Source organism: Luteolibacter luteus, from assembly GCF_012913485.1.
GTDB classification, from domain to species: domain Bacteria; phylum Verrucomicrobiota; class Verrucomicrobiia; order Verrucomicrobiales; family Akkermansiaceae; genus Haloferula; species Haloferula lutea.
The window spans coordinates 1,984,790-2,007,033 of the sequence record NZ_CP051774.1; the positions used below are offsets into that span (position 1 = coordinate 1,984,790).

Below are 22,244 nucleotides of genomic sequence, written 5' to 3' on the forward strand. Positions count from 1 at the left end.
TTGGCGACTTTTGGGGCTGGGAAATTTCGGGCAGCTTACCGGAGGAGGAGGCGATGTCACGCCTGCATTTCCAACAGCTTGATCACAAGAAACGCCTAAGGATCGGGGCCAATTTGCCCACCGTTTCAACCGGCCAGAGCGGCTGCGGCGTCATGATGGCACCATCCAGGGAACGATGCTCCGGCCACTCGGGATTCTGCGGAATCAAGGGGATCGCACGGGAGATGATCCGCTTGGCCGCGGATACGTTTGCATGAAGATGGGCGATGACGGCCTCCGCGGTGACGGGCTCCTCCTCGACCTTCCAGCAATCGTAGTCGGTAATCATCGCAAGGGTGGCTAGGGCAATCTCCGATTCCCGGGCGAGCTTGGCCTCGGGCAGATTGGTCATGCCGATCACGTCGAAGCCGAGCTTGCGATTCGTCTCGCTTTCCGCCCGGGTAGAGAAAGCGGGGCCATCCATATTCACATAGGTGCCGCCGAAGTGAACCCGCGCTCCTTCTCCCTCGGCCGCGGAGTGAAGGATCTTCCGCATGCCCTGGCTGACAGGATCCGCGAAGGCGACGTGGGCGACGATACCATTTCCGAAGAAGGTGTGCTGCTCGCGTCGGCTGGTGCGGTCGAAATACTGGTCCGGCAGGACGATATCACGCGGGTGATACTCCTCTTTCAGGCTGCCCACCGCGGTGACGCAGATGAGGAAGCGGACGTCGAGCGAGCGGAGAGCCCAGAGATTGGCGCGATGATTGATTTCGGTCGGGAGCAAACGGTGGCCGCGTCCGTGACGAGGGAGGAACCAGACCTGGCGGCCGGCCAAGGTGCCACCGACCAAGGCATCCGAAGGCGCACCAAAGGGTGTCTCGATCACGCGCTCCTCCGCTTTCTCGAATCCCTCGATCTCATAAAGACCGCTCCCGCCGATGATGCCGATTGCCGCTGCCATGGTCAGGGGTCTAGCACGCCGGAGCTTTCCAGCAAGATTTCCGGCCCCGGCTTCATTGCCAATTCATGATTCCGTGGGAGACGGATGGGCCGGGTCGTGCCATGGTAACGTGAATTCCGATGTCTTTTCGCCCTACTCCTCCGTTGATCCTGTTAGTTCTCGCGCTTTGCGCTTGCCGGGGAGAGGACGACAAGAAGCAGGATAAGGCCGTGCCCGGAACCCCGCGATCAGAATACCGCAACCTGCCGGGCCCCGCTCGCGCCAAGGCAGCCGCGGCGCAGGTGCGGCCTGAATTGGAGAGTGCTCTGACGGCCAAGGGCCTCCATTTCGGCGATCCGGTTTTCATCCGGGCCTTCAAGGAAGAAAAGGAGCTGGAGCTGTGGGTCCGCCGCCGGGATAGCGGGAAGTACGAGCATTTCCGTACTTGGGATGTCTTCGCGATGCCTGGGAAGCTGGGACCGAAGCAGGCCGAAGGAGATGGCCAGGTGCCGGAGGGCTTCTACTTCGTGCCGCCACGGGCGATGAAGCCGGACAGCGACTATCATCTGGCCTTCAATATCGGTTACCCGAATTCCTACGATCAGGCCAAGGGCTGGACCGGGAGCTTCATCATGATCCACGGCGACCAGATCTCGATCGGCTGCCTGGCCATGTCGGACGAGAAGATCGAGGAGATCTACACGCTCTGCGACGCGGCGCACCAAGGCGGGCAGGAGTTCTTCCGCGTGCACCTTTACCCCTTCCGCATGACGGCGGAGCGGATGGCAAAGGCGGAGACCGACGGCAGCCCGTGGCTCGATTTCTGGAAGAACCTGAAGGAGGGCTACGATTTCTTCGAGCGGGAGAAGACCCCGCCCGAAGTCGCCGTGGAAAACGGGCTCTACCGGCTCAAATAACCGTCTGGAGCGGTCCGCCCGAAAAGGGCTTTCACACTTGGCCGCTGGAGCACGAGGATGGTGAAGACGCCGAGCGCGGTGCCAAGCGGCACATTGATGCACGAGATGCAGGCGATCACGAAACAGAAGGTCCAATTCCTCCGGGCGCTGATCGAGCGGCCCGCCACGATAAGGCAGACCGCGAAGGCCCATGCAAGCAGGACGACGACCGACCCGAAGATGATAAACAACCATCCGAACTCTGCCGGCGGTGGCGGACTGGAAGCCGAGCCTGGGGGAAAATGCCCGGAAACCATCCAAGCCCCTAAGGCGATGTGCACGATCGGCAAGCAGCCCATGAGCGCGGTGATCCCGCCCAACACGTAGTGGAAAACCGCCAATAGCTTCAGGTGCTCCGCGTCCTGGAATGCCTGGGGATGGGGAGGAGGGCCGGGTTCATGCATCGCCTGAGTGAGCCGGATTTCCCGGTTTTCCGCGACTCCAAAGGGTCCCTTTCTTTGCAGCCATCGGTTTTTGACTTCCTCACCCGGAACCGCTAAACCCTGCGCCGCAGCAGACAAAAAGGCACCCGTAGCTCAGTTGGATAGAGCATCCGCCTTCTAAGCGGATGGTCACTGGTTCGAATCCAGTCGGGTGTGCTTAGCCGATCCTTCCCCCTCAGCAGGGTGGCTACATTTGGTGCCACAATCGAGGAACCGCAAGAGGCTTTCAGAATCAACAGATTCAGTTTTAAGAAAAGAACCCGTTGCCGCTGTTGGCTTCTGGGTTCATTTCAAAAGCTTGCACATCGCTTCCCAATTACCATTTCCGAAGATGCAGGAAGCTAGATGGCCTCCAGCATCCCACTTAAAAGGCGCAGAACTCAATGCTTCGGCAATATTTGTGAAATTATTCACTTTTATCGGCCAACGCTCGAGCATTCCCCCTCAAGACGATGCTATCTCCCACCGTCACAACATCTTTGACACGCGTGACGTGCCATTTGACCATCGGCGTTTTCTCCTTCTTGGCGAACATTGCGAATAGCCCTTTAGCTCGCGAAGGCAAAAGTATCCCGCGTGCAATACCTAAGTATCCAGCAACTGCAGCTTGGGGATTTTCGGCAAGATCACCTCCGACAAACTCCTCCAGTTCATCCTGACTTACGGGAACACCAGCTTCATTCAGCTCATGACAAAGAGCCGCTCTACCGATATGTATTTCGATTGAAAGTTCCCCTGCCTGTTCGAGATCCAAACCGATTTCCGCAGGATTGACAATCGCACCGCCGATAACGATTCGGGTATTTCGCTGTGCGGAATCGATAAATGACTCCGATGTATTATTCGTCATGATCAAAGGCCCTCCGAAATTCCATATCCAATCTCGCACGCGGTGAAGCGGAGCGCAACCCGGGGGAGGCGGGCGGCGACAGCCGCCACGTACGCACGGGCCGGGCGGCGGGCGCGGGGGAGATTGGGCGCAAGCGAACTGAAGTGCGGGCTGGCGCGGGGGCTTTGCAGCGGCGCGGAGCCTGACTTTCGGGAGGCGGAACTCCCAGCGGCGGGCGCGGGCCGGAGGGACTTTTCCTTAATGGAGACAGACAAAATACATGGCCACGGAGTTTTGGTCGCGCTGACTTTTGAGTGTCACGATTCACATGAAATCAGCGGCCATTCGCATCGCAGAAAAAGCCACGTAAGCATCCGATGGATCGGGATACGACGCCTCCTCTCCAGCAAGCCAATCATCAAGAGAGTCGTCATTATCCCTAATTAATTCCTTAAGGGATGACTTAATATGTTCGGGCGCTTTTTCAGCCAAGCGTTCGCGTTCCAAGTCATCTGAAATTCCCCAGAATCTCGCGTAAGGAATCAAGTGACGAAGATTGACGGGCACATCATTGACGTCAAAATCAACTGCTGGGCTTTCGGAAATGAAAGAGCCGTATTCTGTTTTTATGTCTTTTTCCATACGCTCATCTTGTAAGGGCACCCTTCATGCGCTCAAACCAATCCCAATAGTCCTGACGCATCCCACCGGGAACACCTGCCGCATCAAACATACCCTCGGATAAAATCCTCATGTTAGGCTCACTCAGTTTCTTCCAATCAAACACGCCTCCCATACTTCTTCTCATGTCCGCCCTCCTTCACTATCGTCCGCAACATGTCATTGCAAGGCTGCTAGAAACTCCTCCTCAAAATCCTGAAACGACTCAAAATCTCTCGGTGAAAGCTCAACACTGAATGACTTATTGGTTACATTCAAACATTCCGAGTAAACCTCTTGTATATCAAATCCGAGCTTAAGAGCAGCCCGCCCTTCTCGCCCAAGAACTATAGCATCGAGAGATTTTCTTAGCTCAAATAAATTGGACTCACCATCAAATTCAAAGCGACCTGCACACAAGGAAAACCCGTCCGAATTTAGACAAAAGTCTGACAACCCATCAAGACCTTGGAGACACTTGAGAATCTCCTCTTGGTTGAAAACAGCCCCATTTGCAGGATACAAAAATAGAGAATTCATCTTACAATAATTCGACCATCGGAGGATCACCAGAATCAACGACTCAAAGCCTATCTCTCCAGCAATCACAACAAAGAACTTAAAGACCCAGCACAGGAAACCACATCACCAGAAGGAAAATCACCTTTTTTGTACATCATCCAGAGGCCATTCACCCAAGGAATTTCCAATTGGGCCACGAGCACTCTTCCGAACATTTCAAAATCATCCGAAACAAGACCCGCGCAGTCCGGATCAAGGGTAATCTCAAATACCTTTTTATATACCACCCCCTCAGGAAATCTATCGATTCAAGCTCAGGCTTGCTGAACGACACCGCGGACAATTGTTTAAAGCTTTCCAGCCAACGAGCTTCGAAGCGCTCTTCGTATCGCTCTCCAATCCTTTCTCCATAACGATCGAACACAGTTGATATCAAAATATCACCTCCAGCAATCAACTCCAACATCGACTCAATTGTGTTCATAGCCAAATACCCTTAAATTATAGATCCAGAATATCAGCCGCCTCCGCGTGTCGCCGATGAGCCGGGAACGTAAGGTTCAGGGGCCACCTTGGGCGGGGGATTCTGCGCTTCCTCGGTTAGGGTTGCGAGCCATGCCACGAGGTCCCGGACTTCACGGGGGGTGAGACCGTGAGCCATGGGAGGCATCGGAGAGATCGCTGCCGGGACGGCGGCGAGATCGGATTTCTTCACACGCCACACCTTGCCGTCCGCGGCGATGTCCAAGTGCTCCGGGCCATCGCCTTCCAGCAAGCCGCCCAGTGTGCTTTGATCCTTGAAGGTGACGGCGATCGCACCGAAGCCCGGGGCGATGCTCGCGCTGGGATCAAGGATGGATTCCATCAGGAAGCCGCGGTCGTGACGCCTGGCAATTCCCGCGAGATTGGGGCCCGCGTTGCCGCCATTGGCATGTGCATCGTCGGCCGCGCGATGGCAGCGGACGCATTGCCCGATAGGATGGCCGGAGAAGATGGAGAAGCCCTTCGCGGCATCCCCCCCTTCAAGCGAAGTGTTCCATTTTGCCAGCGGCTCCGCCGAAGTGGAGATCTTGCCAAGGCAGGCGGCCAAGGCTTCACGGACGGACGCCGAGTCCCGCTTTTCCGCGGCCTCTAGCAACTCCAGGGCGGTGAAGGATTTTCCGGACGCCACAGCGAGCGCGGAAAGATGTTCCAAGAAAAGCGCATCCACCACTTCACCGGAAAGTCCGGCGAGCAAGGCCCAGGATCTTTGCGCGCGTGGCGTGCCCGGACCTGCGACGGCTTTCCCGAGATGAGCGACTGCCCCGCGCGGCTCGATCACTGCCAGTTGCGACATCGCGGCGATGAAGACGTCGTCATTCCCGTCTCCTGCGAGTTCTTCCAGAAACTCCTTCAGGTTCGGGGAACTCCTGCCGGCGAGCAGTTCGATCGCCTTCGCCCTGCCCGCAGCGGGTAGCGAGGGATCGGCGGCGATGCGGCGGAAATCGGCATCTCCCAGAGAGCTCGCATCAAGCTGGTATTTCTCCATGTAGCCGAGCGCTGCGGTCAGCATCATCCCGTCCTGCTTCAACATGCCGGGAAGGGCGGCATGGAGTGCCGCGCGGATCTCATCCACCGGTAGTGAAGTACGAGGTCTATAGTGGCCCGTAAGCTGGTCGTTGGTCTGGGAGATTTCCCAGACGGAAACCAGGCGCAGGGCTTCCTTCCGGATCTCCTCCGGCAGCCCGGTATTGCCCGCGGCCTCCAGCACCCTTTGAAGATTCGGGATATCGCCGAGGCGGAAGGAATTGTGAAGGAGGCGCCGGAGCATGTAGGGTGCCAGCGGGCGGGCGAGCGGTTGCTCCAGCAGCTTCGCAACCACGGGCCGCAGCGCGTGCAGGTCTTCATCACAGATGGCGCGGATCGCTTCATCCGCCACCGCGGGTGACTTGTCTTCCACCAAGCCTGCGATCCGCGGATCTCCGCCGCGACGCATGGCAACGACCACGGCGGTTCTCACGGCAGCGGAATCGTCACCGGCAAGCGCGCCCAGATCCGCCCCGCGATTCGCAAGTTTTTCCAGCGCCAGGATACCCGCGTGGCGGAGCCATGGATCCTGATCGGCATTCTGAACGAGCAATTGCCGGACGAGGCCGATCTGATTTGGCTGCCCGCAGCGCGCGAGCGTGAGGGAGGCCTCCGCACGAACCCGCAAGGAGGGATCCGCCATCATATCGCTGAAGGGTATCTTATCCCCGGGCGCGCCCGCATTGGCGAGCGAGCGGAGTGCTTGCACGCGAGTCTCCTCATCCTGATGGCGAAGACACGAGATGATGCTTTCCGCCGCTAGCTTCCGAGCCTCGGGAGTTCCCCGGCGGGCGATCATCCCCATGCCCCAAAGGCCATGGATGCGCTCCAATTGATGCTGCGACTTGGCGGCACCGACGAGAACAGCCAAGCCCTCCGGTCTTCTGGCCAAGTCGATCTGTGCACGCAGCCGCACACGCATGTCCGGATGCTTCAGGCAGGCGGCGACCTCGTCCGTGGGGAGCTTTCCGAATCCCTCGCGGATCAATTTCGCGGCCTCAGCGCCTTCCTTGGCACGCCATGTCATGTCCCCTGCCGAAAGGGCCAGCACCTGCCCCTTGTCGTGGGCGGTCCAGCCATTCATGAAGTCCGAGATCAGCAGCCGCCCGTCGTAGGAATACTCCACATCCGTCGCTCCGATCCCCCATACGAGCTGGCGATTTTCCGCCATCTCCATGCCAGCGCCCTTCGGCTTCATCTCGAAGGTGTAGATGCCCGAGTTTGTGCCGCCACCACGATAGTCGCAGACTTGGAAGTGATTGTCCTCGCGCTCCGTCAGGCCGGTGCCCGGGTGATAGGTGAGTCCGGATGGCCCGGAAGTGAGATAACCCGCGGCGGGCATCACGAAGGCAGGTTGACTGGCATGCGGCATCTTCCACAAACCCTCCTCCGTCCATTGAATCGGGGGGCGGTTCTCCAGCCCCAATTGCTGGTGAAAGCTCATCAGCATCTGGTGCTCCATCCGCCATCCGGAGTCGCCGCCCTCCATCAGATAGGCCACGCGTGATTCATCACCTAGCCCGCAGTTGTTATCCACGGTGAAGGGATTTCCAAAGCGATCGAAGGCGATCTCCTTCGGATTCCGCAGCCCGGTGTGGAAGATCTCGAAGCCGCTGCCGTCCGTCTCGAAGCGGAAGGCCGTGCCTTCGCCCGGATAGTGGAACTTCCTGCCCTCCTTGGTTGTCACGCTCAGACCGCGGTCTCCGGAGGTGCCGTAGATCCGTCCGTCCGGGCCCAAGGCGAATCCATTCAGATCATGCCCGGAGATAGAGACCCGCACGCCGAATCCCTGCTCCACGGTGTCCCGGGTTTCCGCGATGCCATCGCCATTGTCATCCCGCAGCGCCCAGATCCGCGGGATGCAGGCGAAGTAGGTGGTTCCTTCGAAGGCGAAGACACCCGCAGCCGTGCCATCCAGCGTGTCATTGAAACCCTCCGCAAAGACCGAGGAGGTCTCGTAGCAGCCATCGCCATCGGCATCCACCAGCTTGCGGATGAGTTCCGACTTTGCCGTGAACTTCTCAGGCGGCATCTTGTCGGACCATTTCTCGTACATCTTCCTCCGATCTTCGATGGAGGCGTTCTTCGTATCGTCCACGATCCAGTAGAGGTGATCTTGGTCATCCTCCACGCCAAAGCGGAAGCGATGGGTCTCCGCGAGGAAGATGTTGTTCTTCTCATCCACGGCCAACGCGGTGGGCGAGACGGTTTGCTGGTTCTTCCAATCCGCGACGACCTCGAGAGTCATCCCTTTTGGCAAAAGCGTGCCGGGGAGATCGGGATGGCTCACCAGCTTGTCTCTCTCGCCGTCATCCTCATTTCCCTGCGGAGGGAAAACGGGCTGCGCCTCCGCGGTGAACAGGAAGTGATCCGCCGCGATGAAGCCCCAAACACCGTCCGCATCATCCAGCAGGCGGATCTTCCCCTTGCGGCCCTTGAATTCACTCACGTCCCAGACGGCAGGCCTCATCTCCAGATCGTTCCGGCCGGAGGCTTCGCGAACCACCTTGCCATCGATCACGAGTTGAACCGACGTCCTTCCTGGCTGGGAACCGCCGCCGATGAGGAAGGCGAGGTAAGGCTGCTCGATCGTGAGATCCGGAGATGTCAGGCTGCCCTTTGAGGCATTCCCGCCATGAGCGGAGCACACGAAGTATCCTCCGGCATATCCCTTGAAAGGAGCCGCCATCTCCGGAGTCTTTCCCGAGACGGGACCTTTACCAAAGGCGTCTCCCTCCACCCGCCATTCATTGAAGCCATCGCTGTTGAAGTCCTCCAAAGCGGAAACATCCGCAAGGGTCGCGATGGTTAGAGTACAGAGTACGGCAGGGCCGACGGGCAAGGGTTTGGCAGGCATCGGGTCGAAGGATGAAAGAGCACGAGACCGGTTCTTGGGTTCCGGTCGGTCCGCCCCTGATACGAAGTGAGGATGCCGATTTCTGACGAAATATTCTCTTTTCGGATCAAAAAGGGAATCTTTCCACCGCTCAACTTGAGTTTACTAGATCCACGTCGGCGACGCGGACTCCCCGAAGCTCAAGGGCTCACCTTTCCCGGAATCTGCGGCACGAGACCTGCGAAAGCAGGCGTGATGATGAAGATCCTGCTCCTTCCCTTCGGCCTGTTAGGTTTCCTGATCTCTTCCTGCGACAGCACCGCTCCCAACTATGGCGATCCTCCGAAGCCGATGGAAAGGCCTCCCGCTTCCGCTTCTGTCAAACGACCCGGCAGCACTTGAGATGAGCTTTGCGGCGGCGAGTTCGTCCGGCATGCAAGCTGCGAAGGGAAGCTCCATGAAGTTATTCTTTCCTCTGCTCGCGCCTCTCGCATTCCTATTCATCGTCTCTTCGTGCAATGAAGCCGGCGATGACGACACACCGGGCATGCAATCGAGCAAGAATGCAGCTCCCGGCCCGAAGACCGACGGCCGCCAAGAAAAGCTCGTCCCCGAATCAAGGAACCACGAGTCCGAAGGACAAGGCCAGTAGGTCCGCTCTCGGCTAAGCAGCCGCCGGGTCGAGATTGTCGATGGCCGCACGCAAGATCTCTGCGGCGGCCTGCAGTGCGGGCTCGGGCGAACTCGCAAGGGCAAGCGCCTTGCGGGCAGTCTTAATCCGGTCCGCCTGATATTGCGGCGGTCCGTTCAGATGATCGAGCGCGTCCGCCATCTTGATCAGGCGGGCTTGCCAAGGAGACTCAGCGAGGAGTTCCCAGTATTTGCTTTTCTCGCCCTTGCCATTCTTGGACAGCCACTCGACCCAGCCGGTGACTTCCTCCCCCATGAGCAGGGCCAATCCCGCACGATCAATCGAAGTCTTCTCCAACACGTCGTGCAAATAAGCCGCGGCGAGCACTTCCGGCTCATGACAACCAAAGACGGAAGAGATCAGCATGGCAACCCGGGCGGGATGCGCGAAATACGGCATCTTCGTTCCCGGGCTTTTCTGCCCCTGATGCGCAGAAGCGGCAATGGCTGCCGCGTGCTGCCACAAGTATGCCGCCGGAGAGAGCACGAGGAGCGGTGTGGCGGATTCGTCTGAGTCGATGTTCGCTTTCATGCGGCAAGGGCCCGGAAGTCGTCGCGCCAATCGCGCTTGTGTTCCGCCTGGTAATCGCCCGGGTGAAGCGGGCCGAACTCTTCGATAAAGGCGGCTGCCTTGTGCTCCGGGACGCGGAAAGCTTCATGCTCCCCGTCGGAGTAGACGCTCTCCCCTTCCATGCAGGACTGGAGCCAAAGGCGGAGATGATCTGCAATCGTAAGGTCATCGCTGGGCCGGGGCCCGCTCGCTTCAAGCTGCTGGTTTTCGGATTTGCTCGCGAGTTTCATCATGGAGGAAGCATCCATCATCGCAGGTGCCGCGCCATGAGCAGGCGTCGTCCATATCCCGGCGCTACGATACGGATGCCGCCATAGCCGCTTCAAATTGCATCCGGACATTGCAAAAGGCGCTGAAGTTCGTTCTGCGATGCCCGGCACTCCGTGCATCGGGCCATGGCATGCCACTTGCGATCTGTTAGGAATGAAACTGGCTCCTGCGAACCTGCGGCGTTACAAGGACATCGCCGCACTTTTTCTCAAGCACGGCAGGGGCGACTTGCTGGCGAACGCCGGAGTTCCCGGTGAGGAAATCCCCCCCGCAGCCGGGACAACTCCGGTGCCCGCGGAGCAACTTGCGGACGACCTCGAGAAGCTGGGGCCGGCTTTCGTCAAGATCGGCCAGCTGCTCTCCACGCGAGGAGACCTGCTGCCTCCTGCCTATCTCTCGGCACTCGGCCGCTTGCAGGACGATGTCTCGACGGTGGCTTATGAGGAAATCGAAAGAACGATCGAGGAGGACTTGGGCGTTCGAATTTCGAAAGCTTTCGAAAACTTCGAGCGCAAGCCCTTGGCGGCAGCCTCGCTCGGCCAAGTGCATCTGGCCACCCTGCGCGGCGGACGCCAAGTGGCGATCAAGGTCCAGCGCCCGGGCATCCGGAAGCAGATCGCCGACGACATCGAGAGCCTCGAAGCAATCGCTAGCTTCCTCGACGAGCACACGGACTTCGGCAGGAAGTACGAGACCCTTCGTATCGTCGAACAATTCCGTAGCAGCGTTCTCCGGGAACTCGACTACCAGCGCGAAGCCGCCAGCCTCGTGGAACTGCGGGAGAACCTGAAGGGATTTCACCGGCTGACAGTGCCCCGCGTGGTGGACGACTACTCCAGCGGCCGTGTCCTCACGATGGACTATGTGCCGGGAACCAAGATCACTTCGCTATCCGGAGCCGTGCTTAACGACCTGGATGGCGACGCCTTGGCGGGGCAGCTTTTTCAAGCTTACCTGAAGCAGATCCTCGTCGATGGCTTCTTCCACGCCGATCCTCATCCAGGGAACCTCCTTCTTACCCACGATCGCCGGATCGGCATCCTGGATCTGGGCATGACCGGACGCGTGCAGCAACGAATGCGTGACCAACTCGTCCACCTGCTGGCCGGAATCAGCGAAGGCAATGGAATCCAAACCGCCGAGGCGGCCCTTGGTATCGGCGAGGCCAAGGACGAAGAGCTCAATCGCGAAGGTTTCATCACCGCGGTGGAGGAGATTGTGGGCTCCTCCAAATCCCAAGCCCTCTCCCAGATCGACATCGGCTCGCTGGTACTTCAGGTCACGCGGGCCTGCGCGGATGCTGGCCTGCGTATCCCTGCGGAGATCAGCATGATCGGGAAGGCGCTGATGAACCTCGACCGCGTCGGCCGCTGCCTGAGCCCCGGCTTCGATCCCCATGAAGCGATCCGCGAGCACCTTGGCGAAATCAGTCGTGCCCGGATCAAGGAGACTCTGACCTCCGCCAACATCATGGGCATCCTTACCGAGCTAAAACAATTCCTGGGTCAACTGCCGCTCCGCGCCAACCGCATCATGGACTTGCTGGCAGACAACAAGATCAAGGTGCGGGTGGATTCGATCGATGAGAAGGCCTTGATTGTAGGCCTCCAGAAAGTCGCCAACCGCATCACGCTCGGGCTGATCCTGGCAGCCTTGATCGTCGGCTCCTCCATGCTTGCCCGCGTCGAGACGAGCTTCCGCCTCTTTGGCTACCCCGGGCTCGCGATGGTGTTTTTCCTCATCGCGGCGGCCGGAGCCATGATCCTGTTTTTCCAGATCGCTCTCAAAGATCGCTAGCAGATCAGGAAAGCACCCGGTCGATCAGGGAGCCTGATGGACGGGTGCTCCCTTGTCTTCGAAGCTGATGTGCGGGGGACCGACCGGCGGCCTCCTGCGCGAACGCTGCCAGCGCCACGCCATCACCGCACCCCAAAGGCCGATATAAGCGAGGGTGACGATCCAGTAGGGAACAGAGATCATCCTTGAAGCGACGGCACCCGCCGTGCCGCTCGAGCTCTCGAACTGTGCCCACAGGAAGGGGCGCTGCCCCCGGGTGCTGGACTCATGGTAGAAGTCCATGCTCGTCGTTGGCGGCAACTCGGGAGGTTCATATTCGCCGACCGGCGGGACAACACCAGATGGGACCGGTGCCAAATGGCTCCAGTGGAAACTGATCGACGAACCATCGCTGGCGAGTCCGCCCAGGCCCGACTTTCCCGCAATGCTAATTCCGGACCGCCAGTCGAAAGAGTCCGCCCAAGCCCAGAGCAGGAAAAGCAGCCCGGGCAAGCCCAGCCAGAAGGTGAGGGAACGCGAAAGGCGAAAACGCATCCACTTCACTTTAGGGAAGGCCCGGGCTTACGCAAGCTACCACCGGCTTCAGCGCTTCGCCTCCGGGTGCCGGTCGAGGATGGCGCGCAGTTCCTTCACCACTTCCGGCTGGCTGTCGGCGAGGTTCTTCGTCTCCGGCTGCTCCGCTTGGTAATCATAGAGCTCGATGTCGGCGTTGTCGGCGGGCTCTCCGGGTTTCTTCCACTCCACCATGCGATAACGCTCCGTGCGGATGGCGCGACCCATGCGGCCTTCTCCCCGCGGGAAGCAATGGTAAGCATGGTCGCGGACGCGTGCGGCGGGATCCTTCAGCACCGGCACGAGACTGGTGCCATCCATCGGCTGCGGACCTTCCGCCTTGGGCAAGCCGGCGAGCTCCACGAGCGTCGGATAAATGTCCACCGTTTCGGCGAGCTGTCTGGTAGCGCCCGGCTTCCCGACTCCGGGAGCCACGAGGAGCAAGGGGATGCGGTTCGCTTCCTCGTAGTTGGTGTGCTTGGTCCAGATACCGTGATCACCCAGATGCCAGCCATGGTCGCCCCAGAGAACGATGATGGTGTTCTTTGCAAGATCCAGGCGGTCCAATTCATCGAGGACCTTCCCAAGCTGGGCATCCGCGAAACTGGTGGCGGCGTAGTAGCCGTGGATCAGCTTGCGCGCGGTCTCGTCATTCACCTCACCGCTATCCGGAATCGGAGTGTAGTTCGTGATCTCGCCGCCCTTTTTGCCGGCATAGCGCGGCGCTCCTTCCGGAGGGCGGGTATTGGTCGCGAGCTGAAACTTCGAAGGATCATGCATGTCCCAATATTTCTGCGGCGCGGTAAATGGCAGGTGTGGCTTCACAAAGCCGACCGCCAGAAAGAAGGGCGTGTCTTTCCGCTCTTTCGCCGCCTGCAGGCGCTTGATCGCCTCACGCGCGATCCTGCCGTCGGAATAGCCCTCGTCCTCTGAAACCGTCGACTCCCACGCGGAGCCCTTCGGGAGCTGCCCGATCTTGCCGAGCTGCTGGTTGGTGAAATAGGCCTCCTCGCGAGTCAGCTTGCCCCCCGCCGAGTTCGCGGGATCGAGGTACTCCACCACCTTCTCGGTGATGGTCGGGACCACCCAGGAAGCGGCATCATCGCTATTCCCGTGGCCGGAGTGGAGGATCTTGCCGACTGCTTCAGAGCGGTAGCCGTTCTTCGTGAAATACTGCGGCAGGGTCACTGCATCCGGCACCTTCTTCCGGAAATTGACCGAGAGATCATAGATGCCCAGCGAGGTCGAGCGGGAGCCCAGCAGGAGGTTGTTCCGCGAGGGCGCACAGACTGCCTGGTTGCAGTAGGCCATATCGAAACGCATGCCGCGTGCGGCCAGACGATCGATGTTGGGGGTCTTCGCCAGCTTGTCGCCATAGCAACCGAGCACCGGCTTCAGGTCGTCCACGCAGATGAGCAGAACATTCGGCTTCGACTCCTCCGCGGCAGCGAGGCAGGAGATCAGGCAGGGCAAAAGAGGCAGAAAATGGCGGAAGCACGACATGGATTCGGACGCCACCTGACAACAGGCCAAACGTGTTTGCAACCCTCCCCTCGCCCCCTGACAGCCTTTTCCAGATTGAAACGGCACCGCCTGAAATCGGGTCCCCTTTCCGGGAAAGCCAAGACGCAAGGACGATGAACCTTGCCCTGAGTGGCCCGCTCTGGAAGCGTCCGGCACCCTCCTCATGAACCAGCAAGGCCTCTTTATCGTCCTCGAAGGCATCGACGGCACCGGCAAATCCACCCAGACGCAGTCGCTGGGCGAATGGTTCCGCCAGCAAGGCCGTGAGGTCATTTGCAGCCGCGAGCCAACCGATGGCCCATGGGGACGCGAGATCCGTGCCACCGCCGCTACCGGCCGCTTGGCACCTGAGGAGGAGCTTGACCTCTTCTTGAAGGACCGTCGACAGCATGTGGAAGAGCTAATCTCCCCCGCCCTTGCAGCCGGCAAAGTGGTCATACTGGACCGCTACTACTTCTCCACCATGGCCTATCAGGGCTGCCGGGGCTTCGACCCCACTGAAATCCGGCGGCAGAATGAGGCTTTCGCCCCAAGCCCGGATCTACTCTTCGTCCTGGATTTGGACGTGGATAGCGCCTTGGCCCGCATCGGTGGCCGGGGCGATGTCGCGAACGAATTCGAAAAGCGCGACTCCCTCGCCAGATGCCGGGAGATCTTCCTCTCGCTTGAGGGAGAGCCCTTCGTTCACATCATCCCCTCGGACACGGACCCCGATACCGTCCAGTCCCGCATCCGCGAGATCGCCGCGACCCGCCTGACGGCAGCAGCAAAAAGCGGAGAGTGACCGCTCACTCCCCGCCTTTTCAAAATCAATCTGTTGCTCCGGTTCAGTTGGCACCGCGCTGTTCGCGCTCGTCCTCGGTCATGAACCACTTCGAGCTGCCGCGGCTGAATTCGGATTCGATCTCCAGCGTGCGGCCGGAGCCGTCGAGCATCAGCGCGGCACACTTGCCACCGTAGCGGTCCGGATCAGGAAGGGCGCTCTGGTCGAGAAGGCCCATGGCTCCGGTCTTGGTATCAGCGATCACCAGGACTTCCGAAGGCTGGCGGAAGGAAGACATCCGCTTCGGACCATCGTCCCCCTCGCCATCCGCATAGCGACCGACGACGCTGGCGTTCCAGCCGTAGGACATGGTGGATTCCGGCTTCTTGGGATCGAAGCCTTTGTCGCCCGGGCTCTTGAAGCGGGTCACTTCCGACTCGTTGTCGGGATCCTTGATCAGCAGGCCCCACCAGTAGCGGTTCTGCGACTCATCCCGCCAAGTGGGCAAGATGCCGGCATTGTCCTGGGTGTAGCCTTGGACCAGCGCACCGATGTTCCGCACCGAGGTGAGGTTGGCCGCAAGACGCGACTTCATCAGGGTGCTCTTCGCGATGCCGAAGACGAGTCCGGCGAGCACCGCAATGATGACGATCACCACCATCAGTTCCACCAGGGTGAAACCCCCGGCCCGTTTTCCGATTCCTGGTTTTTTCATGTGTGAAATCCGCTTTGGTCGAGGCTGCCACCCGCAAGGGGCGCATTGCCTGTATCCAAAGCCATCACGTACGGGCGGCGATTCAACCCGAAATCCACGCGAATCGCGCAATATCCTTCGAAAAGCGCCTCACCAGACGAAAACGACCGGCGGAACGACAATCTTCACCGGGGAAGCCGTGCGTTGCTCGCTCTCTTCCAAAGAGGTCACCACGCCGTCCTCGAACTCGACCACGGTCTTTCCCTTCTCCACTTGGGTGGTGTAGGCGGCCTGCCGGAAAACTTGGCCGGAGATGGGATCGCGGACATAGTTGTAATGGGTCACCTGTTCGTATTCCACATACTCCCAGCGACCGGTCTGGCCCTTTTCGGTCTGCTTGACCTGGGTCTTCACCGGATTTCCGCGGGACTTCGCCACCTCCTCGGGAGTCATGCCGATCGCCAGCTCCTTGGCCTCGATCAGGGCCTGCACCTCCAGCTGGCGCTTGTGGAGCTTCTTCAGATTTTCAACGAAATCCGGGTCCTTCGAGGCGAAGGCATGCGGACCGACCCAGCCGGAAATCCCCTGCTTCACGCCTTGTCCGCGGACCTTGTAGGCTTTTTCCGTCATGGCCTCGAGCACCACGACCTGGTCGGCCTTGATGGTCCCGAGCCGGGTCTTCCCGTTCTTGTCGGAAAAAACCGTGGCATCCTTGATCACCTTCAGCTCGATCGGTTCTTTTACATGCTCCGCGAGGTGGACCACATCGGGATCCCGATCGATCAGCGACTTGCGCTCAGCCCGCTTCACCTGAGCCGAAACCGGCAGCACGAGTGAAAGAAGCAGGGCAGAAACCAGAGCGGCTTTCATGATAGGTAGACGTTAGCGTTTCCGGAGTCTTGGCGAAAGCTCCTCTTTTTTCTCTGACGAGAGCCCGCCACGCATTATTCATAGGGAAAAATAGCGCGAATACTCCCGTATGGGGGCTACGGCGTAAAACCCTGCGTCCCGGATGAACGGCCCTGTCAGATACCCCGGCACCCTTTCCCTGCTGCTGCTCGCGGCTTTGGAGAGCCATGCCGCCGAGTCTCCCGACTTCAACCGGGATATCCGGCCACTGCTTTCCGACCGTTGTTTCGCCTGCCATGGCTTCGACGCGAAGGCCCGCGAGGCGGAGCTGCGGCTCGACGTCCCGGAGGCCGCGTTCGCCAGGCGAGAGGGCGGAATCGCGATTGTACCCGGGAAACCGACGGAATCGCTGGCGTGGCAGCGGATCATTTCCAAGGACCCGGAAGAGGTCATGCCCCCGGCTGACTCCCACCTGAAACTTTCCGATGAGGAAAAGGACCTGCTGAGGCGCTGGATTGAAGGCGGTGCGGTCTATCAACCACACTGGAGCTTGATCCGGGTGGAGCGGCCCCAGGTTCCCGCTGGGGTCCATCCGATCGATGCCCTCGTTTCCCGCCGTCTCGCGAAGGAGAGCATGAAGCTTTCCCCCGAGGCGGAAAAGACGACACTAATCCGCCGCCTGTCCTTCGACTTGCGGGGACTGCCGCCGACTGCGGAGGAGTGTGCCAGCTTTCTCGAGGACGCCGCGCCGGATGCCTACGAAAAGCTGGTGGACCGCTTTCTCGCGGACCCGGCTTATGGAGAAAGGATGGCCTGGCCATGGCTGGATGCGGCGCGCTATGCCGACTCAAACGGCTACCAGGGAGACTCCGACCGGACGATGTGGCCATGGCGGGACTGGGTGGTGAGCGCCTTCAACCGGAATCTTCCCTACGATCAATTCACCATCTGGCAGCTTGCCGGGGACCTGCTGCCGGACGCCACGCCCGAACAAGTCCTCGCCACCGGATTCCTGAGAAACCATCCGATCAATGGTGAGGGCGGCCGCATCCCGGAGGAGAACCGCATCGACTACGCCATGGACATGGCGGAAACCACCGGGACCGTGTGGATGGCGCTAACGATGAATTGCTGCCGCTGCCATGATCACAAATACGACCCCATCAAGCAGCGGGACTACTACAGCTTGATGGCCTTCTTCAACCAGACGCCGGTGGACGGCAGTGGTGGAGATCCTCAGACGCCACCCGTGCTCGCTGTGCCGGATGAAGCCCAGCGGATGGAGACAGAGCGGCTGGCAAATCTGATGCGCGAAGCGGATATGCGCTTGGCGACGAAAACAGCGGAAATTTCCCCGCACCAACAGCAGTGGGAAGCCGCCGAACTGGCTCGGGCCCGGGATGTGAGTTGGCAAGATCTCGCGATCACGAAAGTGGAAGGCGCGGAGGCGGAAACCTTGGAGGACCATTCGGTGCTCACTTCCGGCCCCAATCCCGCGAATGCGACCTATGTGGTGCGAGGGGCAGTTCCGGCAGGACCTCTTTCGGCGATCAAGCTGGAGGCACTCCGGCATCCCTCGATGACTTCTGGCGGTATCGCGCGGTCTGACAGCGGGAACTTCGTGCTGACCGGCTTCGAGGTCTCGCTCATTGGTGCGGACGGAAAACCGCATCGGCTCGCGATCGCGGGAGCCGATGCGAGCTACGAGCAAGGCGGCACCTTCGTCATCGCCAATGCGTTCGACGACAACCCGCAATCCGGCTGGGCCATCTGGGAAGGCAGACCGATCGACCGGGATCACGCGGCGATCTTCCGTTTTGCCTCCACCGTGGAAGTACCGCCCGGGGCGACGATGGAAATCACGCTGCGCCATGACTCGCCGCATCCACAGCACAACCTCGGACGCTTCCGGCTGTCAGTGACCGGAGAAGCTTCGCCGAGCCTGTCGGATCAGAGCCCCTTGCTCCCCGTGCTGCGGATCCCCGCCGGCGAACGGAACCCGGAACAAAGCAAGCAGGTCACGGATGCATTCCATCGCAGCGATGCGGAATTTGTGAAGCTGAACGGGAAACGCCAGAATCTCGATGCGCAATTGGCCAATCTCCGCAAAGGGATGCCGAAGGTGATGGTGATGGCGGATCGCCAGAATCGCCGGTCCACCCACATCCTCTCGGTGGGAGCCTACGACAAGCCGCTGGAGCAGGTGGAGGCCGATACGCCCCCCATCTTGCCGCCGCTGCCGAAGGGCGGGGCGCCGCCGAACCGGTTGGATCTCGCGCGTTGGCTTGTTTCGCGGGACCATCCGCTGACTGCCCGGGTCACGGTGAACCGCTTCTGGCAGGAACTTTTCGGCATCGGCCTGATCAAGACGCCGGAGGACTTCGGTGTGCAGAGCGAGTTGCCGGTGCAGCCCGAGCTGTTGGATTGGCTGGCGGCGGAGTTCATGGAAAGCGGCTGGGATGTGAAGAGGCTGATGCGCACGATCGTGACCAGCCGCACCTACCGGCAGGCGTCGCGGATGACGCCGGAGATGCTGGAGAAGGATCCGGCGAACCGCTTGCTCGCGCGTGGCCCCCGTTTCCGCCTGCCCGCGTGGATGATCCGCGACCAGGCTCTGGAGGTGAGCGGGCTGGAGGTGCCGAAGCTCGGTGGCCCACCGGTGAAGCCCTATCAACCGGAAAACCTGTGGCCGGACGCAACTTTCGGGAAAGTGCTCTACGTCCGGGATAAGGGCGAGGCGCTCCACCGCCGCAGCCTCTACACCTTCTGGCGACGCATCAGCATGCCGCCGATGTTCTTCGACAATGCGAAGCGGGAGGTCTGCACCGTGAATCCATCGCGCACCAACACACCGTTGCACGCCCTTTCCACCTTGAATGATGTCACCTTCGTGGAAGCCGCACGGGTGCTCGCGTCAAGGGCGACGAAGGATGGAGGCGGACCTGAAACGGTTCTCGCTAAGGCCTTCGAATTGGTGCTTTCCCGTGCCCCATCTGCCGAAGAGAAGGCAATCCTGATGGAGTCCTACCGCGAGGCCCGGGATGCCTTCGCGGCCGACCCGAGATCCACGGAAGCCTTTCTCGCGAACGGTGAGGCACCACGCGATCCGGCACTCGAGCCCGTGGAGCACGCGGCACTCGCGTCCGTCTGCCTTTCGATCCTCAACATCGATGAAGCCCTGACCAAAGAGTAGCCATGGATCCCATCACCGAGCGCCAGCTTCTCGTCAATCGCCGCTACTTCTTCGGGCGCAGCGCGACGGGCATCGGCACGGCGGCGCTAGCCTCGATGCTCGGTGAAGAGGCCTTTGGCAATGAAGGACCCTCGCCACTCACCCAGATCGCCCCCAAGGCGAAGCGGGTCATCTATCTTTTCCAAAACGGAGCGCCGAGCCACGTCGAGCTCTTCGATTACAAACCAGAGCTGGCGAAGCGCCATGGCCAAGCCGTTCCGGACAGCTATCTGGCCGGCAAGCGTTTCAGCACGATGACCGGCAATGCGAGCGGCAAGAAGCTGCTCGGTGCCTTGGAGCCCTTCCATGCCCGCGGTCAAAGCGGTGCGACGGTGAGCGACCTGATGCCGCATACCGCGGCCATCGCCGATGAGCTTTGCTTCGTGAAGAGCATGTATACCGAGCAGGTGAATCACGCTCCCGCGATCAACTTTTTCCTGAGCGGCAACCAGCTTCCCGGCCGGCCGACGATTGGCTCGTGGCTTTCCTACGGCCTGGGCAGCTTGAACCAGAATCTGCCGACTTTCGTGGCCATGACTTCGGTCAACAAGGACACGACCTGCGGCCAGATCTTCTACGACTTCTACTGGGGGTCGGGCTTCCTCCCTTCACGGCATCAAGGTGTGAAGCTCCATCCGGGCCAGGATCCGGTGCTCTATTTGACCAACCCGCAAGGTGTGAGTCCTGCGCTGCGGAGGAACATGCTCGATGGCATTGCGAAGCTGAACCAGCGGAAGCTGGACGACTTCGGAGATCCGGAAATCGCCACACGGATTGCCCAATACGAGATGGCCTATCGCATGCAGACCAGCGTGCCGGAACTCGCCGACATCTCCGGCGAGCCGAAGGAGGTGCTGGAGATGTACGGACCACAGGTCCACCAGCCGGGAACCTATGCGCGGAATTGCCTGCTCGCACGCCGCCTGATCGAGAGAGGCACCCGCTTCGTCCAACTCATGCATGCGGGATGGGACCAGCACAACAGCCTGACCACTGAACTCTACACTCAGTGCAAGGACACGGACCAACCCAGCGCGGCACTGGTGAAGGACCTGAAGATGCGCGGGCTACTGGACGACACGCTGGTCATCTGGGGCGGGGAGTTCGGCCGGACCCCTTTCATCCAGGGCGACTTCAATGACCGTCCGAAGTGGGGCCGCGACCATCACCCCTACGCCTTCACCATCTGGATGGCAGGGGGTGGCGTGAAAGCGGGCATGACCCATGGTGAAAGCGACGAGTTGGGATTCAACGTGGCGAAGGATGGCGTCCACGTGCATGACTTCCAGGCAACGCTGCTGCACCTGCTAGGAATCGATCACGAGAAGCTCACTTATAAATTCCAGGGAAGGCACTTCCGTCTGACGGACGTTCACGGGCATGTGGTAAAAGCGGTGCTGGCATGAACAACACCGCCGTGACGTCTACGACCATGCACGAAGTCCCCTTGATGGAATCGGCACCCGGCCCGGAGGTGATCATCGACGGACGGAGCTACCACTACTTCGGCGGCACCAGCTACTATGGCCTGCACGGACATCCGGAGGTGATCGCCGCCGGCTGCGAGGGCTTTCAGCGCTACGGCTTTCACACCGCCACCAGCCGCGCCGGCTTCGGGAACAGCGCCCCACTCTTGGAGGTAGAGCGACGCGCGGCGGAGCATGCGGGGCGCGAGGCAGGCTTCTATTTCAGCTCGGGCTATGCCTCAAACCACGTCCTGATTCATTTGGTCCTGAAGCCGGGTGCCATCTTCATCGATGAGGCGGCACACTTCTGTGTGATGGAAGCGGCACATCTGCCCGCCGCGCCGATCCACCGCTTTCATTCGCGCGACGCTGCGGACCTCCAGGCGAAAATCGAAGCCTACCTCCCCCCCGGCACTTCTCCCCTGGTGATGAGCGATGGCGTGGTGCCCGCCACAGGCCAGCTTCCTCCCTTGGATGACTACGTCGGCGTGCTCGCACGCTACGCCCCCGCGACGCTGCTGGTCGACGATGCTCATGGCCTCGGCGTGCTAGGTGATCACGGGCGCGGAAGCTTGGAGCATCTTGGCCTCGAAGATGCTGCCAATGGCGGGATCTCAAACAATGGCGTCTCGATCCTCTGCGGCGGAACCTTGGGCAAGGCGATGGGGGGCTTCGGAGGGATCGTCACCGGATCGACAACCTTCATGCAACTCGTTCGCAGTTCCTCTCATTACTACGACGGCGCGAGCGCACCGCCATCGCCGGTCGCCACCGCCACTGCCAAGGCGCTGGAGCTGATCGCGGGCAATCCATCGTTTCGGGAAGACCTGCGGCGAAACACCCTGCATCTCCGAAGGGGCCTTCGCGAGCTCGGGCTGAGTGCCCACGACGTACCCTCCGCACAGGTAGGTGTCGCCATCGGGAATGCCGTCAACATGGCGCGACTTCACCAGGAGCTTCGCTCGCAAGGTTTCCTCGTACCGGTAACTTCTTACGCGGGAACCGGACCGGAAGGCATCATGCGCTTCGCCGTTTGCTCCGCACACACGCCACAGGTCATTGACGATCTCCTAAGCTCCTTACGGGGACTTCTCTAAGCCCG

19 protein-coding genes and 1 tRNA gene are annotated in these 22,244 nt (G+C 60.4%); 8 read left to right on the plus strand and 12 right to left on the minus strand.

Annotation, left to right across the window (positions count from 1 at the left end; translation table 11 throughout):
• Positions 1 to 82: 82 nt before the first annotated feature.
• The gene (mtnP, locus tag HHL09_RS08095; RefSeq protein WP_169454060.1) at positions 83 to 943 is read right to left on the minus strand and encodes an S-methyl-5'-thioadenosine phosphorylase; all 861 of its coding nucleotides are present in this window, start codon (positions 941 to 943) and stop codon (positions 83 to 85) included.
• Between the two features lie 119 nt (positions 944 to 1,062).
• Here mtnP and HHL09_RS08100 point away from each other — a divergent pair, with 119 nt between their 5' ends.
• Positions 1,063 to 1,839 (plus strand): L,D-transpeptidase family protein, encoded by a 777-nt coding sequence (locus HHL09_RS08100; protein WP_169454061.1) that lies wholly within the window; start codon positions 1,063 to 1,065, stop codon positions 1,837 to 1,839.
• Here HHL09_RS08100 and HHL09_RS08105 read toward each other — a convergent pair.
• A complete protein-coding gene (locus HHL09_RS08105; protein ID WP_169454062.1) occupies positions 1,824 to 2,282 on the minus strand; it encodes a hypothetical protein in 459 nt (152 codons plus the stop codon). The genes HHL09_RS08100 and HHL09_RS08105 overlap by 16 nt on opposite strands.
• Before the next feature lie 121 nt (positions 2,283 to 2,403).
• Here HHL09_RS08105 and HHL09_RS08110 point away from each other — a divergent pair.
• Positions 2,404 to 2,477: transfer RNA gene (locus tag HHL09_RS08110), tRNA-Arg, on the plus strand.
• A gap of 250 nt (positions 2,478 to 2,727) precedes the next feature.
• Here the strand turns inward: HHL09_RS08110 and HHL09_RS08115 are convergent.
• From HHL09_RS08115 to HHL09_RS08130, 4 genes are all read right to left on the minus strand, one after another.
• On the minus strand, positions 2,728 to 3,171 hold the full coding sequence (locus HHL09_RS08115) for a hypothetical protein (protein WP_169454063.1): 444 nt from the start codon (positions 3,169 to 3,171) through the stop codon (positions 2,728 to 2,730).
• A gap of 303 nt (positions 3,172 to 3,474) precedes the next feature.
• Positions 3,475 to 3,792, minus strand: a complete 318-nt coding sequence (locus HHL09_RS08120) for a hypothetical protein (protein WP_169454064.1) — start codon at positions 3,790 to 3,792, stop codon at positions 3,475 to 3,477.
• Between the two features lie 198 nt (positions 3,793 to 3,990).
• Entirely contained in the window at positions 3,991 to 4,350 is a 360-nt protein-coding gene (locus HHL09_RS08125) for a hypothetical protein (RefSeq protein ID WP_169454065.1), read from the minus strand.
• Positions 4,351 to 4,849: 499 nt separating this feature from the next.
• Entirely contained in the window at positions 4,850 to 8,755 is a 3,906-nt protein-coding gene (locus HHL09_RS08130) for a DUF7133 domain-containing protein (RefSeq protein ID WP_169454066.1), read from the minus strand.
• Positions 8,756 to 9,191: 436 nt separating this feature from the next.
• On the opposite strand from HHL09_RS08130, the gene HHL09_RS08135 reads away from it, so the two are divergent.
• Positions 9,192 to 9,386 (plus strand): hypothetical protein, encoded by a 195-nt coding sequence (locus HHL09_RS08135; protein ID WP_169454067.1) that lies wholly within the window; start codon positions 9,192 to 9,194, stop codon positions 9,384 to 9,386.
• Positions 9,387 to 9,398: 12 nt separating this feature from the next.
• Here the strand turns inward: HHL09_RS08135 and HHL09_RS08140 are convergent, their stop codons facing one another.
• Together HHL09_RS08140 and HHL09_RS08145 are read right to left on the minus strand one after the other, a co-directional pair.
• Entirely contained in the window at positions 9,399 to 9,956 is a 558-nt protein-coding gene (locus tag HHL09_RS08140; RefSeq protein WP_169454068.1) for an HD domain-containing protein, read from the minus strand.
• Complete coding sequence (locus tag HHL09_RS08145; protein ID WP_169454069.1) at positions 9,953 to 10,228, minus strand: hypothetical protein; 276 nt, start codon at positions 10,226 to 10,228, stop codon at positions 9,953 to 9,955. The genes HHL09_RS08140 and HHL09_RS08145 overlap by 4 nt, the downstream gene beginning before the upstream one ends.
• Positions 10,229 to 10,364: 136 nt before the next feature.
• On the opposite strand from HHL09_RS08145, the gene HHL09_RS08150 reads away from it, so the two are divergent.
• Positions 10,365 to 12,062 carry an ABC1 kinase family protein gene (locus HHL09_RS08150; protein ID WP_169454070.1) on the plus strand — a complete coding sequence of 566 codons (1,698 nt, stop codon included), beginning with the start codon at positions 10,365 to 10,367 and terminating at the stop codon, positions 12,060 to 12,062.
• A gap of 24 nt (positions 12,063 to 12,086) precedes the next feature.
• Here the strand turns inward: HHL09_RS08150 and HHL09_RS08155 are convergent, their stop codons facing one another.
• Together HHL09_RS08155 and HHL09_RS08160 are read right to left on the minus strand one after the other, a co-directional pair.
• Complete coding sequence (locus tag HHL09_RS08155) at positions 12,087 to 12,596, minus strand: hypothetical protein (RefSeq protein ID WP_169454071.1); 510 nt, start codon at positions 12,594 to 12,596, stop codon at positions 12,087 to 12,089.
• 48 nt (positions 12,597 to 12,644) lie between these two features.
• Positions 12,645 to 14,117, minus strand: a complete 1,473-nt coding sequence (locus HHL09_RS08160; RefSeq protein WP_169454072.1) for a sulfatase — start codon at positions 14,115 to 14,117, stop codon at positions 12,645 to 12,647.
• 184 nt (positions 14,118 to 14,301) lie between these two features.
• Here HHL09_RS08160 and tmk point away from each other — a divergent pair, with 184 nt between their 5' ends.
• Entirely contained in the window at positions 14,302 to 14,922 is a 621-nt protein-coding gene (tmk, locus tag HHL09_RS08165; protein ID WP_169454073.1) for a dTMP kinase, read from the plus strand.
• Between the two features lie 43 nt (positions 14,923 to 14,965).
• Here tmk and HHL09_RS08170 read toward each other — a convergent pair whose 3' ends face one another.
• Together HHL09_RS08170 and HHL09_RS08175 are read right to left on the minus strand one after the other, a co-directional pair.
• Positions 14,966 to 15,616, minus strand: coding sequence for a type II secretion system protein (locus HHL09_RS08170; protein WP_169454074.1), 651 nt, complete (start codon positions 15,614 to 15,616; stop codon positions 14,966 to 14,968).
• 129 nt (positions 15,617 to 15,745) lie between these two features.
• Positions 15,746 to 16,465 (minus strand): hypothetical protein, encoded by a 720-nt coding sequence (locus HHL09_RS08175; RefSeq protein WP_169454075.1) that lies wholly within the window; start codon positions 16,463 to 16,465, stop codon positions 15,746 to 15,748.
• A 142-nt stretch (positions 16,466 to 16,607) separates the two neighbouring features.
• Between HHL09_RS08175 and HHL09_RS08180 the strand changes: the two genes are divergently transcribed.
• From HHL09_RS08180 to HHL09_RS08190, 3 genes are read left to right on the plus strand one after another with little or no spacing between them, the layout of a single operon-like run.
• A complete protein-coding gene (locus HHL09_RS08180) occupies positions 16,608 to 19,637 on the plus strand; it encodes a PSD1 and planctomycete cytochrome C domain-containing protein (protein WP_169454076.1) in 3,030 nt (1,009 codons plus the stop codon).
• Between the two features lie 2 nt (positions 19,638 to 19,639).
• Positions 19,640 to 21,082, plus strand: a complete 1,443-nt coding sequence (locus HHL09_RS08185) for a DUF1501 domain-containing protein (RefSeq protein ID WP_169454077.1) — start codon at positions 19,640 to 19,642, stop codon at positions 21,080 to 21,082.
• Positions 21,079 to 22,239: an aminotransferase class I/II-fold pyridoxal phosphate-dependent enzyme gene (locus HHL09_RS08190; RefSeq protein WP_169454078.1), complete on the plus strand. Its 1,161-nt coding sequence runs from the start codon at positions 21,079 to 21,081 to the stop codon at positions 22,237 to 22,239. Before HHL09_RS08185 ends, HHL09_RS08190 begins: the two co-directional genes overlap by 4 nt.
• Positions 22,240 to 22,244 lie beyond the last annotated feature (5 nt).